Source organism: Azospirillum picis, assembly GCF_017876115.1.
GTDB lineage: Bacteria > Pseudomonadota > Alphaproteobacteria > Azospirillales > Azospirillaceae > Azospirillum > Azospirillum picis.
On sequence record NZ_JAGINO010000038.1, the window covers coordinates 35,778 to 49,786 of the forward strand.

At 69.4% G+C, this 14,009-nt stretch carries 12 protein-coding genes; 10 read left to right on the forward strand and 2 right to left on the reverse strand.

The features are described from left to right. Nucleotides 1–96: 96 nt before the first annotated feature. The 5 genes from J2850_RS30260 to J2850_RS30285 all read left to right on the forward strand — a co-directional run bounded on the left by J2850_RS30260 (nucleotide 97) and on the right by J2850_RS30285 (nucleotide 6,275). Nucleotides 97–2,955, forward strand: coding sequence for an FAD-binding and (Fe-S)-binding domain-containing protein (locus J2850_RS30260; RefSeq protein ID WP_209990930.1), 2,859 nt, complete (start codon nucleotides 97–99; stop codon nucleotides 2,953–2,955). A gap of 76 nt (nucleotides 2,956–3,031) precedes the next feature. Next, entirely contained in the window at nucleotides 3,032–3,790 is a 759-nt protein-coding gene (locus J2850_RS30265; RefSeq protein WP_209990931.1) for a (Fe-S)-binding protein, read from the forward strand. Beyond that, nucleotides 3,780–5,204 (forward strand): LutB/LldF family L-lactate oxidation iron-sulfur protein, encoded by a 1,425-nt coding sequence (locus tag J2850_RS30270; protein ID WP_209990934.1) that lies wholly within the window; start codon nucleotides 3,780–3,782, stop codon nucleotides 5,202–5,204. Before J2850_RS30265 ends, J2850_RS30270 begins: the two co-directional genes overlap by 11 nt. Next, entirely contained in the window at nucleotides 5,197–6,021 is an 825-nt protein-coding gene (locus J2850_RS31955) for a LutC/YkgG family protein (protein WP_246513762.1), read from the forward strand. Before J2850_RS30270 ends, J2850_RS31955 begins: the two co-directional genes overlap by 8 nt. Then, nucleotides 6,018–6,275, forward strand: coding sequence for a hypothetical protein (locus tag J2850_RS30285; protein WP_209990936.1), 258 nt, complete (start codon nucleotides 6,018–6,020; stop codon nucleotides 6,273–6,275). Before J2850_RS31955 ends, J2850_RS30285 begins: the two co-directional genes overlap by 4 nt. On the opposite strand, the gene J2850_RS30290 is transcribed toward J2850_RS30285, so the two are convergent. Further along, nucleotides 6,218–7,519, reverse strand: a complete 1,302-nt coding sequence (locus J2850_RS30290) for a D-amino acid dehydrogenase (protein WP_209990939.1) — start codon at nucleotides 7,517–7,519, stop codon at nucleotides 6,218–6,220. The two genes, J2850_RS30285 and J2850_RS30290, sit on opposite strands and share 58 nt — an antisense overlap. A gap of 288 nt (nucleotides 7,520–7,807) precedes the next feature. Here J2850_RS30290 and J2850_RS30295 point away from each other — a divergent pair, with 288 nt between their 5' ends. Together J2850_RS30295 and J2850_RS30300 are read left to right on the forward strand one after the other, a co-directional pair. Beyond that, a complete protein-coding gene (locus tag J2850_RS30295) occupies nucleotides 7,808–9,349 on the forward strand; it encodes a sigma 54-interacting transcriptional regulator (RefSeq protein WP_209990941.1) in 1,542 nt (513 codons plus the stop codon). A gap of 129 nt (nucleotides 9,350–9,478) precedes the next feature. Continuing rightward, entirely contained in the window at nucleotides 9,479–10,354 is an 876-nt protein-coding gene (locus J2850_RS30300; RefSeq protein WP_209990943.1) for a 3-hydroxybutyryl-CoA dehydrogenase, read from the forward strand. On the opposite strand, the gene J2850_RS30305 is transcribed toward J2850_RS30300, so the two are convergent. Continuing rightward, on the reverse strand, nucleotides 10,333–10,530 hold the full coding sequence (locus J2850_RS30305; RefSeq protein ID WP_209990944.1) for a hypothetical protein: 198 nt from the start codon (nucleotides 10,528–10,530) through the stop codon (nucleotides 10,333–10,335). The two genes, J2850_RS30300 and J2850_RS30305, sit on opposite strands and share 22 nt — an antisense overlap. A gap of 352 nt (nucleotides 10,531–10,882) precedes the next feature. On the opposite strand from J2850_RS30305, the gene J2850_RS31960 reads away from it, so the two are divergent. From J2850_RS31960 to J2850_RS30315, 3 genes are all read left to right on the forward strand, one after another. Beyond that, nucleotides 10,883–11,029, forward strand: coding sequence for a cation transporting ATPase C-terminal domain-containing protein (locus J2850_RS31960; RefSeq protein ID WP_246513763.1), 147 nt, complete (start codon nucleotides 10,883–10,885; stop codon nucleotides 11,027–11,029). A 9-nt stretch (nucleotides 11,030–11,038) separates the two neighbouring features. After that, nucleotides 11,039–11,491, forward strand: a complete 453-nt coding sequence (locus tag J2850_RS30310; protein WP_246513764.1) for a cation transporting ATPase C-terminal domain-containing protein — start codon at nucleotides 11,039–11,041, stop codon at nucleotides 11,489–11,491. 251 nt (nucleotides 11,492–11,742) lie between these two features. Next, entirely contained in the window at nucleotides 11,743–13,437 is a 1,695-nt protein-coding gene (locus tag J2850_RS30315; RefSeq protein ID WP_209990947.1) for a methyl-accepting chemotaxis protein, read from the forward strand. Nucleotides 13,438–14,009: the final 572 nt, after the last annotated feature.

Below are 14,009 nucleotides of genomic sequence, written 5' to 3' on the forward strand. Positions count from 1 at the left end.
GTGGCCATCAACCGCTGAACAGCTCGCGGGACCGGTCGCCGAGGCCGGTCCCACCCGCTCCATCCTCCTTCCCCCCTCCAGCAGGAGCCGCCGCCGATGCTGCCCGCCCCCTACGACCGCGTCCTGGCCGAGCTTGCAGCCGTCCTTCCCGCCGCCCGGCTGGTCACCGACCCGCTGCGCACGCTGGCCTACGGCACCGATGCCAGCTTCTACCGGCTGATCCCGAAGATCGTGGCGCTGGTGGAGACGGAGGAGGAGGTGGTGCGGCTTCTGCGCATCACCCGTGGCCACAAGGTGCCGGTGACCTTCCGCGCCGCCGGCACCAGCCTGTCGGGACAGGCGGTCAGCGACAGCGTGCTGGTGGTGCTGGGCGACGGCTGGCGGGGATGCGCCATCTCCGCCGACGCCGCCACCGTCACCCTGCAGCCTGGAGTGATCGGGGCCGAGGCGAACCGGCGGCTGGCGCCGCTGGGCCGCAAGATCGGCCCCGACCCGGCCTCGATCGCCACCGCGAAGATCGGCGGCATCGCCGCCAACAACGCCAGCGGCATGTGCTGCGGCACCGCGCAGAACAGCTACCGCACGCTGGACTCGATGCGGCTGGTGCTGGGCGACGGCACGGTGCTCGACACCGCCGACCCGGCCAGCCGCAGCCGTTTTTCCGACAGCCATCGCACCCTGCTCGGCCGGCTGGCGGAGCTCGGCGCCCGCACCCGCGCCGACGAGGCGCTGACGGGCCGCATCCGCGACAAGTTCCGCATCAAGAACACCACCGGCTACAGCCTGAACGCGCTGGTCGATTACCAGGATCCGGTCGACATCCTCCAGCACCTGATGATCGGCTCGGAAGGAACGCTGGGCTTCATCTCGGCCATCACGCTGCGCACCGTGCCGGAGCATCCGCACAAGGCCAGCGCCCTGCTGTTCTTCCCCGACATCGCCGAGGCCTGCCGGGCGGTGGCGCTGCTGAAGGCGGCGCCGGTCGACGCGGCGGAACTGATGGACCGCGCCTCCCTGCGCTCCATCCAGGACAAGCCGGGCATGCCGCCGCAGATCAAGGGCTTCGGCCCCGACGTGGCGGCGGTGCTGGTGGAGACCCGTGCCGGAAGCGCCGCGGCGCTCGACGCCAACACGGCGCAGATCGCGGCGGTGCTGGCCGGCTGCGTCACCATCGGCGACACCGGCTTCACCACCGACGCCAAGGCCTGCGACGGCTTCTGGAAGATCCGCAAGGGACTGTTCCCGGCGGTCGGCGCCATCCGCCAGACCGGCACCACCGTCATCATCGAGGACGTCGCCTTTCCCCTGCCCCGGCTGGCCGAGGCGACGCGCGAGCTGCAGGCGCTGTTCGTCCGCCACGGCTACCACGAGGCCATCATCTTCGGCCACGCGCTGGAAGGGAACCTGCATTTCGTCTTCACCCAGGCCTTCGACACCCAGGCGGAGATCGACCGCTACCGTCGCTTCATGGACGACGTCGCCGTGCTGGTGGTCGACCGCTATGACGGTTCCCTGAAGGCCGAGCATGGCACCGGCCGCAACATGGCCCCCTTCGTCGAGATGGAGTGGGGGCCGCAGGCCTACGGCCTGATGAAGGAGATCAAGGCTCTCTTCGATCCCGAAGGGCTGCTCAATCCCGGCGTCATCCTGAACGGCGACCCGGAAGCCCACCTGAAGAACCTGAAGCCGCTTCCCGCCGCCGACCCGCTGGTCGACACCTGCATCGAATGCGGCTTCTGCGAGCCGACCTGCCCGTCGCACCGCCTGACCCTGTCACCGCGCCAGCGCATCGTCGGCCGCCGCGAGATGGCCCGGCTGGAGGCGGCCGGCGAGGATGCCGGGCGCCTTGCCACCTTGCGTGACGCTTACGATTACCAGGGCATCGACACCTGCGCCGCCTGCGGGCTGTGCGCCACCGCCTGCCCGGTCGGGATCGAGACCGGACTGCTGGTGAAGGCGCTGCGCGGTGAGCGCCGCGGCCCGCTGGCCCGCAAGGCCGGCGCCCTGGTCGCCGACCACATGGAAGGCACGCTCGGCCTCGCCCGCACCGGCCTGCGGCTCGCCGACCTCGCCCGCCGCTCCGTCGGCCGGGGGGTGGCCGAAACGACGGCCCGCGTCCTGAGCGGCGGCACCCTGCCGGCCCTGCCGCACAGCCTGCCCACCGCGGCGGCCTTCGCGCTGAAATCGGATCCGGCGGCGGGCGACGGCCGCCCGACGGTGGTCTATGCGCCGAGCTGCGTCAGCCGGACCATGGGGCCGGCGGCGACCGACCCGCAGAAGCGCCCGCTGCCCGAGGTGGTGGAGGCGGTGATGCGCAAGGCCGGTTTCCGCATCCTCTATCCGGAGGCCGCCGACAGCCAGTGCTGCGGCATGCCGCTGGAGAGCAAGGGGCTGATCGAAGCGGCCGACGCCAAGGCCGACGCCATGCTGGCCGCCCTGGCCAGGGCAAGCGACGGTGGCCGCCACCCGGTGGTGATGGACACCAGCCCCTGCACCCTGCGCCTGAAGAAGCGGCTGACCGACGGGGGGCTGCGCATCCTCGACGTCGCGGAATTCCTCAGCGAGTTCGCCCTGCCCCGCCTCGACATCGCGAAGACGGCGGAACCGGTGATGCTGCACCTGACCTGCTCCACCCGCCGGATGGGGCTGGACGGCGCGCTGACCGCGGTGGCGAAGGCCTGCGCCGAGACGGTGGTGGTGCCGCCGGACGTCGGTTGCTGCGGCTTCGCCGGCGACAAGGGCTTCACCACCCCGGAACTGAACGCCCACGCCCTGCGGCACCTGCCGGCCGCGGTGCCGGCGGGCTGCGCCTCGGGCTATTCCACCAGCCGCACCTGCGAGATCGGCCTGTCCGACAAGGCCGGCGTGCCCTACCGCTCGATCGTCTATCTGGTCGACGCCTGCGCCACGGCGAAGGCCCCGGTGAGCGGGCGGGTGGCGGAGCCGGCCTTTTAGGCCAAGCATTGCCCCCTCCCCAACGGAGGGGGCACCCGCAGCTCAGCCATAAGAAACGCCTTGTGAGGAACCGCCCATGGACCATCAGCCCGCGCCCACCAAACCCAGCCGCGTCTATTATTTCGGCACCTGCCTCGTCGACCTGTTCTTCCCCGACGCCGGGATGGCGGGGATCGATCTGCTGCAGTCCCAGGGGCTGACCGTCGTCTTCCCGCAGGGACAGAGCTGCTGCGGCCAGCCCGCCTACAATTCCGGTTACCGCGCCGAAGCGCTGAAGGTCGCGCGCGCGCAGCTCGACCTGTTCCCCGGCGAGGACCCCATCGTCGTGCCATCGGGCTCCTGCGCCGGCATGATGAGGAAGCACTGGCCCGACCTGTTCCGCGGCGAGCCGGACGAGGCCAAGGCGGTGCAGGTGGCGGCGCGCGTCTGGGAGCTGACGCAGTTCCTCGTCCATGTGCTGGACGTCCATTTGACCGACAGGGGCGAGCCGCTGCGCGTCACCTGGCACGCCTCCTGCCACGCCCAGCGCGAGATGGGGGTGGTCGAGGAACCGAAGGCGCTGCTGCGCCAACTCGCCAACGTCGAGCTGGTCGAGCTGAAGCGCGAGAAGGAATGCTGCGGCTTCGGCGGCACCTTCGCCGTCCGCCACCCGGAGATTTCCGCGGCGATGGTCGGCGACAAGCTGGCGGACATCGAGGGCACCGAGGCCGCCCGCGTGGTCTCCGGCGACTGCGGCTGCCTGCTGAACATCACCGGCGCCCTGGAAGCCGGCGGCAAGCCGGTGCGGGGCCAGCACATCGCCCAATTCCTGAAGGAACGTATCCATGGCGCATGAGCCGACGGACTTCGCCGCCGCCTCGCGGGCGGCGCTCGCCGACCCTCAGTTGCGCGGCAACTTCCGGCGCGCGATGGATGGGCTGACGGGCAAGCGCGCCGCCCAGTTCCCCGACCCGGCGGAATGGCACGGCGTCCGCGCGCTGGCCGCCAGCGTCCGGCTGCGCGCACTGGCCAAGCTGCCCGAACTGCTGGAGAAGCTGGAGGAGAACTGCACCCGCAACGGCATCACCGTCCATTGGGCAGCCACCACCGACGAGGCCAACGCCATCGCGCTCGACATCCTGCATCGGGTCGACGCCCGGCTGGTGGTCAAGGGCAAGTCGATGGTGACCGAGGAGATGCACCTGAACGCCGTCCTCGAAAAGAACGGCATCGAGGTGCTGGAAAGCGACCTCGGCGAATACATCGTGCAGCTCGACGGCACCATGCCGTCGCACATCATCATGCCGGCGATCCACCTGAACACGAAGCAGATCGCCCATCTGTTCAAGCGCAGGATCAAGGACGCCGAGAGCCGCGAGGACGCCGCCTACCTGACCGACCTCGCCCGCCGGGTGCTGCGCGCCAAGTTCGAGGCGGCGGACGTCGGCATGTCCGGCGTCAACGCCGCGGTGGCGGAGACCGGCACCCTCTGCCTGATCGAGAACGAGGGCAACGGCCGCATGTGCACCACGGTGCCGCCGGTCCACATCGCCTTCATGGGTCTGGAGAAGGTGGTGGAAAAGCTGGAGGACGTGCCGCCGGTCATCAGCCTTCTGCCGCGCTCCGCCACCGGCCAGCCGATCACCACCTACGTCAACATGATCTCCGGTCCGCGCAAGGCCGGAGAGAAGGATGGCCCGCGCGAGGTGCATCTGGTCATCCTCGACAACGGCCGCTCGTCGATCTACGCCGATCCGGAGCTGCGCGACACGCTGCGCTGCATCCGCTGCGGCGCCTGCATGAACCACTGCCCGGTCTATACGCAGGTCGGCGGCCATGCCTACGAGGCCCCCTATCCCGGACCGATCGGCAAGATCCTGGTGCCGCAGATCGAGGGGTTGGACAAGCGCGGCGCCCTGCCCCACGCCTGCACGATGTGCAACGCCTGCGTCGAGATCTGCCCGGTGAAGATCCCGATCGTCGAGATCATGGGCCGCCTGCGGGTCGAGGCGGTGAAGCCCGGCGGTGCGGTGAAGGACGCCGGCGCCAAGGCCAGCCGAACGGAGGCGATGGTGTGGAGCGGCTGGGCGGCGATGAACGCATCGCCCACCGCCTACCGCATCGCGACCGCGGCGATGGGCAAGCTCGGCAACGCCGCCCCCTCCTCGCTGCCGCTGCTGAAGGACTGGACCAGCGTCCGCAGCAAGCCCCGCTTCGCCGCCCGCACCCTGCACGACCTCGCCCGCGCCAAGGGGATCCCCGATGCCTGACGCCCGCAACTCGATCCTGGCGACCCTGCGCGCCAGCCGCGACGCCCATCCGCTCACCCCGCCGGCGTCGGACTTCGCACCGATCGACGCCAAGCGCTGGGCGCCCGAGGAGCGCCTCCCCCGCATCCGCCGCCTGATGGAGGCGGTGCATACCGAGTTCCTCGACGCGACCGAAGCCGACTGGCCGGCGGTGCTGCGCGGGTTCCTGGCGCGCGAGGGCGTCGGTACGCTGCTCTACGCGCCGGCAACGGACGCGGGGAAGAGGCTGGTCGAAGGGTGGGGGAAAGGCCCTCTCCCGCCCCGGGAGAGGGAGGGGACCCATGGCGCCAGCCATGGGGAGGGTGAGGGGCATGCCGGGCATGGATCGCCTGATCCTTGCGCCGCCCCTCACCCTTCCCAAGCTTCGCTTGGGCTCCTTCCCTCTCCCGGGACGGGAGAGGGAGAGATGGTGCGCCCCACCCTGATCCCCTACGACCGGCCGATCGAAGACCTCAAGCCCCGGCTCTTCGGGTCGATCGACGCCGGCCTGACCGACAGCCGCGGCGCCATCGCCGAGACCGGCAGCCTGATCCTGTGGCCGAGTGCCGAGGAGCCGCGCAGCCTGTCGCTGGTCCCGCACATCCATGTGGCGCTGCTGCGTGCCGACGCGCTCTACGACAGCTTCCGCCAGGCGATGAACGAGCAGCGCTGGGCCGACGGCATGCCGACCAACGCGCTGCTGGTGTCCGGCCCCAGCAAGACCGCCGACATCGAACAGACCCTGGCCTACGGCGTCCACGGCCCGAAGCGGCTGGTCGTCCTGGTGGTCCATCCATGACCGCGCGCCCGGCCATGGAGCCGGCGACCCGGCTCTACGAGGCGATCCTGCACCTGCGCCGCCTCGGCCACCGGGTGGAGAAATGCCAAGGGCGGCGCCGGCGTCACCGGCTCGATGGAGCCGAGATCACCGACGCCGCCCTGCTGGAGCTGGCGATGACCCGCGTCCGCCGGGCGGCGCGGGTTTCCCGCTACGATCAGGCGGGACGGACCGCGGCCGGACGCTGCACCGCCACCGACGCCTTGCGGCCGTAACGCTCGACGCTCAGCCCGTCCATGTCGATCTCCGTCCGGCGGCCGCTGACCAGGTCGGCCAGCACGCGGGCCGAGCCGGCCGACATCGTCCAGCCCAGCGTGCCGTGGCCGGTGTTGAGGTAGAGGTTGCGGACATGGGTCGGTCCGAGGATCGGCGTGCCGTCCGGGGTGTTCGGGCGCAGGCCGGTCCAGAACTCCGCCTTCGACAGGTCGCCGCCCTTCGGGAACAGGTCGCTGACCACATGGTCCAGCGCACCGCGGCGGCCCTGGCGCAGGGTGAGGTCGAAGCCGGCCAGTTCCGCCGTGCCGCCGACGCGGATGCGGTCGCCGAGCCGGGTCACGGCGATCTTGTGCGTCTCGTCCATCACCGTCGATTCCGGCGCACCGGCGGCATCGGTGATCGGCAGCGTCAGCGAATAGCCCTTCACCGGATAGACCGGCAGGTCGATGCCCAGCGGCTTCACCAGCTTGGGCGAATAGCTTCCCATGGCGACGATGTAGCTGTCGGCGGTCAGCGTGCCCTGGTCGGTGACGACGCCGGTGATCTTGCGGCCGTCGCTCTCCAGCCCATGGATCGACACGCCGTAGCGGAACGCGACGCCGAGCTTGGCGGCATGGTCGGCCAGCTTGTTGGTGAACTGGAAGCAGTCGCCGGTCTCATCGCCCGGCAGGTGCAGGGCGCCGACCAGCTTGTCCTTCACCAGCGCCAGCGCCGGCTCGACCGAGGTCAGGCCGTCGCGGTCGAACAGGCTGAAGGGTACGCCGTACTTCTCCAGCACCGCCATGTCGTAGCCGGCGGCGTCCATCTGCTTCTGGGTGCGGAAGACCTGCAACGTGCCCTGGGTGCGCTCGTCATAGGTGATGCCGGTTTCGGCGCGCAGCGCCTTCAGGCAGTCGCGGCTGTATTCGGCGACGCGCACCATGCGGCTCTTGTTGAGCTGGTAGCTCGCCTCGTTGGCGTTGGCCAGCAGCTTCAGGCACCAGGACCACATCGCCGGATCCAGCTTCGGCCGGATCACCAGCGGCGAATGCTTCATCATCATCCACTTGGCAGCCTTCAGCATCAGGCCCGGCGCCGCCCAGGGAGCGGAATAGCCCGGCGACACCTCGCCGGCATTGGCGTAGCTGGTCTCCAGCGCCGGCCCGGCTTGGCGGTCGACGACGGTCACCTCATGCCCGGCGCGGGCCAGATAGTAAGCCGTGGTGACGCCGATGACGCCGCTGCCCAGAACGATCACGCGCATGAGACTGGCCCCCGAGGGATGGATTCGCTTGCAAAGGGTTTCGCAAGGGACGTGCCAACCGCGGAAATGGCGGATTTGCTGCGCTGCGGGGTTTCGGGAGTGTGGCAGGGTGTACGCCAATGTTTACAGCAGGGTGGGTTCCCACCGAAAGATCGGCGCTATACGGAGGATTCCCAGCGATTTGATCGCATTGTAAAGAATTTGATACACCGTATCGATTTGTGTACAGTGCCGGCTTATGCCGCCACCCCCACCCCCCACCACCCCGCCCCCCATCAACCCCGCCCCATGCGCATCGAAGTCACCTTCGCCGACCGTGTCGGCATCGCCCATGAGATCCTCGCCGTGCTGGCGATCCGCCGCCTCAACGTGGTGGCGGTGGAGGTCGATCCGCCGCTGATCCACATCGATGCTCCCGGCCTCGATCCGGCGACGCTGCCGGCGCTGTCCGACGCGCTGCGGACCATCCCCGGGGTGCAGGCGGTGGCGGCAATCGACATGCTGCCGGGCACCCGGCGGCGGCTGCATCTGGATGCGTTGCTGGCCGCCCTCCCCGACCCGGTGCTGGCGGTCGACCGCGCCGGCCGGGTGGTGGTGGCCAGCACCGCCGCCGCCGAGGTCGCAGGCGTGGCGGAGGCGCGGCTGGCCGGCCTCGACATCGGCGAGCTGTTCGCCGTACCCGGCCTGACCCGCGAGTTGATCGACGGCGGCTTCCGCATGTCCGGGCGCGAGGTGACGCTGAGCGGCCAGCCCTTCCTGCTGGAGGTGACGCCGATCGTCGATATCGGGACAGCCGGCGCCGTCATCACCCTGTTCACCCCCTCCCGCCTCGGCGAACGGCTGGACGCCCTGCAGAATTTCGACGAGTTCGGCTCCGGTGGTGGCTTCGACCGCATCCTCGGCGAATCACAGCCGGTGCGGGCGCTGAAGGCGCGCGCCGTCCGCGTCGCGGCGATGGAGGCGCCCCTGCTGATCCTCGGCGAGACCGGCACCGGCAAGGAGCTGATCGCCCATGCCTGCCACCGTGCCAGCCCGCGCCGCGACAAGCCCTTCCTGGCGCTGAACTGCGCCGCCGTGCCGGAGAACCTGGCCGAGAGCGAGCTGTTCGGCTACGCCCCCGGCGCCTTCACCGGGGCGCAGCGCGGCGGCAAGCCGGGGCTTCTGGAGTTGGCCCACGGCGGCACCGTGTTCCTCGACGAGATCGGCGAGATGTCGGCCTACCTCCAGGCCAAGCTGCTGCGCTTCCTCAACGACGGCAGCTTCCGCCGGGTCGGCGGCGAACGCGAGCGCAAGGTCGACGTCCGCGTCGTCAGCGCCACCCACCGCTCGCTGGAGGCGATGGTCGCCGACCACAGCTTCCGCGAGGACCTGTTCTACCGCCTCAACGTGCTGTCGCTCAATGTGCCGCCGCTGCGCGAGCGCGGTGACGACATCCTGCTGCTGGCCCGCCACTTCATCGTCCGCGCCTGCGCCCAGGCCCGCCGCCCGCCCTGCCGCCTGACCCCGGCGGCGGCCTCCGCCCTGCTCGCCAACCGCTGGCCCGGCAACGTCCGCCAGCTTGAGAACGTCATCTTCCGCGCGGTGACGATGAGCGACGGCGGGGCGCTGGACGTCCCAGACCTCGAACTGGCCGGCGCCGGCATGCTGCCGGCCGATGTCCCGGCGGAGGAGGCGGCGAGCTGGGAAGAGGCGGTCGAGGGCTTCGAACGGACGCTGCTGCGCCGCCTCTATCCCCGCTTCCCGTCGAGCCGCAAGCTGGCGGCGCGGCTGGCGACCTCCCACACCATGATCGCCAACAAACTGCGGAAATACGGCATTCCCGAGCGGTGATGCGACAGGTCGCCGCGCCCGGATTCGCGCGGGGCTGACGCATGCGACAAGACATCGCGGTGCAACAGGAAACCGTGTAGAACATGTTGCACATGCGAACCATCGCACGAACAAAGGGGATAAGAGCCAATGGCCGAGAGCATGGGGATCGAAACGGTCGGCGTCATCGGTGCCGGCACCATGGGCAACGGAATTGCACAGGTCTGCGCCATCGCCGGGCTGACGGTGGTGATGACCGACATCTCCGAGGAGGCGGTGCAGCGCGGCCTGTCGACCGTCGGCGGCAGCCTCGACCGCTTGGTCAAGAAGGAGAAGATGACCGCCGCCGACCGCGAGGCGGCGCTCGGCCGCATCACCGCGACGACCGACAAATCCAAGCTCGCCACCTGCGACCTGGTGATCGAGGCGGCGACCGAGAACGAGGACCTCAAGGTCAAGATCCTGAAGGACCTCTGTGCCTCGCTGAAGCCGGAGGCGCTGGTCGCCACCAACACCTCGTCGATCTCCATCACCAAGCTGGCCGCCGCGACCAACCGTCCGGACCGCTTCATCGGCATGCACTTCTTCAACCCGGTGCCGCTGATGGCGCTGCTGGAGCTGATCCGCGGCATCCAGACCTCCGACGACACCCACGCCAAGGCCGAAGCCTTCGCCAAGCGCGTCGGCAAGGCGCCGATCACCGCCAGGAACAGCCCGGGCTTCGCGGTCAACCGCATCCTCTGCCCGATGATCAACGAGGCGATCTTCGCCCTTCAGGAGGGGCTGGCGACGGCGGAGGACATCGACGCCGGCATGAAGCTCGGCTGCAACCACCCGATCGGCCCGCTGGCCCTGGCCGACCTGATCGGGCTGGACACCATGCTGTTCATCATGGACGTCTTCTACGACGGCTTCAACGACCCGAAATACCGCCCCGCGCCGCTGCTGAAGGAGATGGTCGACGCCGGCTATCTCGGCCGCAAGTCCGGCCGCGGCTTCTTCGACTACAGCAAGCCGGCGAAGTGACGCCGGGCCGTGGAGGGCCGGGCATCGCCCCGCCCTCCACGGGTTTCCCGCGACGGCTCCGGCAATCCCGGACGTCGCGGCCCCGGGTTGCCGCGTTCCGCCACCACGAGGTCGCCATAGGGGCTGTGGGCGGCGAGGCGCTCGACCGGATCGCCGCGGTCCTCGATCCAGGCCATGGCCGGCGCCCCGGCCAAGCCCGCCGCCACGCACGTGCCCGGACGGCCGCCGCCATGTCCTCCACCGGACGGGTCGGCGCCCGCTCGGGCTTGGGAACGGCGCCCGCCGCCCAGGACGGTTCGTGCCAGGCGGAACCGTGAAGCGCGGTCGCTCCGGCCCCGACCATGCGACCGAGCGCCAGGGCCGTGGTGAGCGCCGGGTAGGAGGTGGGATCGTCGCCCACCGGCACGAGCATCGAACAAATGTCCATTCCCGCCTCCCGCCGGCATCGTGGCATCATCGCGGCACTTGGCCCGGAGCCTCCCGGCATGATCGGCGCCGGCGCGGCGAGGCGCCCTAACCCCGGTTAGGATGCCGGCCAACGGGACGATTGAGGCAGATTCCCTGGTCACGGTGCTGACCGGCACCACCCTACCGATCACCCCTGTCCAGATTCTCCGGGTGAACATGGTGACCGCGGTGACGCTCGGCCTGGCGCTGGCCTTCGAAGCGCCGTAACCGGGCGTGATGGGCCGCCCGCCGCACCCGCGCGGCGAGCCCATCCTGCCAGCGGCGCTGCTGCGGCGGATGCTGCTGGCCCTCGTCCTGCTGGTGGCGGCGAGCTTCGGCTTCTTCCACCTCCACCGCCTGCACGGCGACGCCCTGGCACGCACCATTGCGGTCAATGCGCTGGTGATCGGCGAGATCTTCTTCCTGCTGAACGTCCGCGGCCTGCATGCCGCCAGCTTGGCGGCGATCATGGCGGGCAGCCGGCCGGTCTGGCTGTCGATCGGTCTGATGGCTGTGCTGCAACTGGCCTTCACCTACGCCCTGCCCCTGCAGTCTCTGTTCGGCACCGCCGCGGTCGACGCCACCGGCTGGGTGGCGATGACGGCTGCCGGCGCCGCGCTGTTCCTGGCGGTCGAAGCCGAGACGCGAATTGCAGGCAAAGGGCGACTCGGGCGGCCAGGCACCCAGTGAGCCGTGCCACCTGTCGTGCATGGGCGTGTCCGCGCACCGACCATGCGGACATATAGTTTCCGGAACGCCGATGCGGATGCAATTCCCTTAAAGGTTTGGATTCGAACGTTTCTTTAACGCCTTACAATTATCTTCCGCCGGGAAATACCACGGGCGCACCGCTTCGCCGCGACCGCCGCTGCATCGACCGGAAGCAGCCGCGGCCACCGGATGCGCGGGCGGCCGGCCATTCAATTTTGAAAGCAAAGGCCATGAGGCTGCTTGAAAACCTGACGATTCGCGTGAAGCTGATCATCCTCGTCTCCGCCTCGCTGCTGGCGCCGCTGGCCATCATCGTGGTCAGCAGCGGATTCGCCCACCAGCGCATGGTCGACGACCGCATCGGGACCATCCGTGCGGTGGTCGAGATGGCGGTCGGTATGGCCAAGGGCCTGGATGCCGAGGTGCAGGCCAAGACGATCAGCCGCGACGACGCGATCGTGCGCTTCCGCAACGCCGTGCACGCGATGTCGTACAATGGCGGTGCCGACTACCTGTTCGCCTACGACCTCAAGGGCATCGCGGTCGCTAACCCGTCCAACCACAAGGCGGTCGGAACCGACCGCACCCAGTTGACGGACAAGGCCGGCAAGTTCTTCGTGCGCGAGATCATCGACACGATGCAGAAGCAGGACAACGCGATCATCGAGTATGCCTGGCCGAAGATGGGCTCGGACGTCCCCCTGGCGAAGACCAACTATGTGCAGCGCTATCTGCCGCTCGGCCTGATCGTCGGCTCCGGCGTCTACACCGACGACATCGATGCCGCCTATCAGACCTTCCTGGTCCGGCTTGGGTCGATCGCCGCGGCGCTGGTCTGCGCCCTCGTTCTGATCGCCATCCTGATCAACCGCGACATCGTGCGCTCGCTGCACACCCTGCGCGCCAAGATGACGTCGCTGGCCGCCGGCGATCTCGCCGTCACCTTCCCCGAAGCCGCCCGGCGCAACGAGATCGGCAGCATGGCCCAGGCCCTCCAGGTCTTCAAGGAGAACGCCGAGGCCAAGGCCGAGCTGGAAGCGCGGCAGTCGGAACTGGCCCGGCGCACCGAACTGGAGAAGCGGCAGGCAACCGCACAGCTTGCGGATCACTTCGAGAAGACGGTCGGCAACCTGATCCACGATGTCGCCCAGGAAGCCGAAGGGATCGAACTGCGCGCCCAGGACATGGCCCGTGCCGCCGACCAGACCGGCAACCTGGCAGGCGCCGCGGCGTCGGCAACCGAACAGACCTCGGCCAACGTGCAGACCGTCGCGGCGGCGACCGAGGAACTCAGCAGCTCCATCGGTGAAATCAGCAGGCAGGTGGCGGAGTCGGCGCAGATCGCCGGGGAAGCCGTGGCGAACACCGAACGCGCCAACAGCAAGGTCGAGGGGTTGGCAAACGCCGTCGAACGGATCGGCGCGGTGGTCGAGCTGATCAACTCGATCGCCAGCCAGACCAACCTGCTGGCGCTGAACGCGACCATCGAGGCGGCGCGCGCCGGGGAGGCCGGCAAGGGCTTCGCCGTGGTGGCCAGCGAGGTCAAGCAACTGGCGAGCCAGACCGCCAAGGCCACCGAGGACATCGCCACACAGGTTTCAGCCATCCAGAACGAGACCGCACAGGCGGTTCAGGAGATCAAGGGCGTCGCTGTGGTGATCGGCCGTGTCAACGAGGTCGCCGCGTCCATCGCGTCGGCGGTCGAGCAGCAGGGGGCGGCGACCCGCGAGATCAGCCGCAACGTTCAGCAGGCGGCGCAGGGAAGCCATGAAGTGTCGTCGAGCATCGTGGGCGTGAACGACGCCGCCAGCCACAGTGGCAAGACGGCGTACGAGATGCTGGAATCGATCCGCCAACTTTCCGTCCAGGCCGACGGGCTGCGCGGCGAGGTCAGCCGCTTCCTGTCCCAGGTGCGGGCCGGCTGATCCGGACGTCTAGAGTCTGTCTGGTGCCAGTTGAAGCACCAGACAGACTCCAAGCTTTTGGTTTTCCGTGTGAGTCACGGTTCAAGCGATACCGCCTGAAACGATCACACTCTAGGAACCGCCCGGAGCGCGATGCGTTCCGGGCCGGTGCCGGCCGCTCTTGCGGGATCTCCGGCACCGGTTCATCCGCAGCCCACCCGCCCCCGTCCGTCCGGACCACGACGCCGCCGACCCGGCAGCGGACCGACGATCTTGACCACGAGTGTCAAGGCGGGCTCCCCGCCACCGGGGACGGCCATCCACCGCTTTGCAGCCTGCCCCCCTTCCCGGTCCTGCGACCTTCCAGCGGCCCTGCTCGGCCCGGCTCGGCAATGACGGCGCAGCGATGAGGATGCCCGGAACGACGAACGCCCCGGCCATTTTGGGCCGGGGCGTTCGTCGTTGATCGAAGATGATTGCGCAGCGTGTATGGATTTTGGCGTCTCTTGTGCCTGAGTGACCTGGCGGCGACCTACTCTCCCACATCTTAAGATGCAGTACCATCGGCGCAGAGGCTTTTCACGGCCGAGTTC

Coding starts and splice junctions, on each gene's coding strand:
- J2850_RS30270 (WP_209990934.1), top strand. CDS start 3,780: ATGGCGCATGAGCCGACGGACTTCGCCGCCGCCTCGCGGGCGGCGCTC.
- J2850_RS30260 (WP_209990930.1), top strand. CDS start 97: ATGCTGCCCGCCCCCTACGACCGCGTCCTGGCCGAGCTTGCAGCCGTC.
- J2850_RS30315 (WP_209990947.1), top strand. CDS start 11,743: ATGAGGCTGCTTGAAAACCTGACGATTCGCGTGAAGCTGATCATCCTC.
- J2850_RS30295 (WP_209990941.1), top strand. CDS start 7,808: ATGCGCATCGAAGTCACCTTCGCCGACCGTGTCGGCATCGCCCATGAG.
- J2850_RS31960 (WP_246513763.1), top strand. CDS start 10,883: ATGCCGGCCAACGGGACGATTGAGGCAGATTCCCTGGTCACGGTGCTG.
- J2850_RS31955 (WP_246513762.1), top strand. CDS start 5,197: ATGCCTGACGCCCGCAACTCGATCCTGGCGACCCTGCGCGCCAGCCGC.
- J2850_RS30310 (WP_246513764.1), top strand. CDS start 11,039: ATGGGCCGCCCGCCGCACCCGCGCGGCGAGCCCATCCTGCCAGCGGCG.
- J2850_RS30300 (WP_209990943.1), top strand. CDS start 9,479: ATGGCCGAGAGCATGGGGATCGAAACGGTCGGCGTCATCGGTGCCGGC.
- J2850_RS30290 (WP_209990939.1), bottom strand. CDS start 7,519: ATGCGCGTGATCGTTCTGGGCAGCGGCGTCATCGGCGTCACCACGGCT.
- J2850_RS30305 (WP_209990944.1), bottom strand. CDS start 10,530: ATGGCCTGGATCGAGGACCGCGGCGATCCGGTCGAGCGCCTCGCCGCC.
- J2850_RS30265 (WP_209990931.1), top strand. CDS start 3,032: ATGGACCATCAGCCCGCGCCCACCAAACCCAGCCGCGTCTATTATTTC.
- J2850_RS30285 (WP_209990936.1), top strand. CDS start 6,018: ATGACCGCGCGCCCGGCCATGGAGCCGGCGACCCGGCTCTACGAGGCG.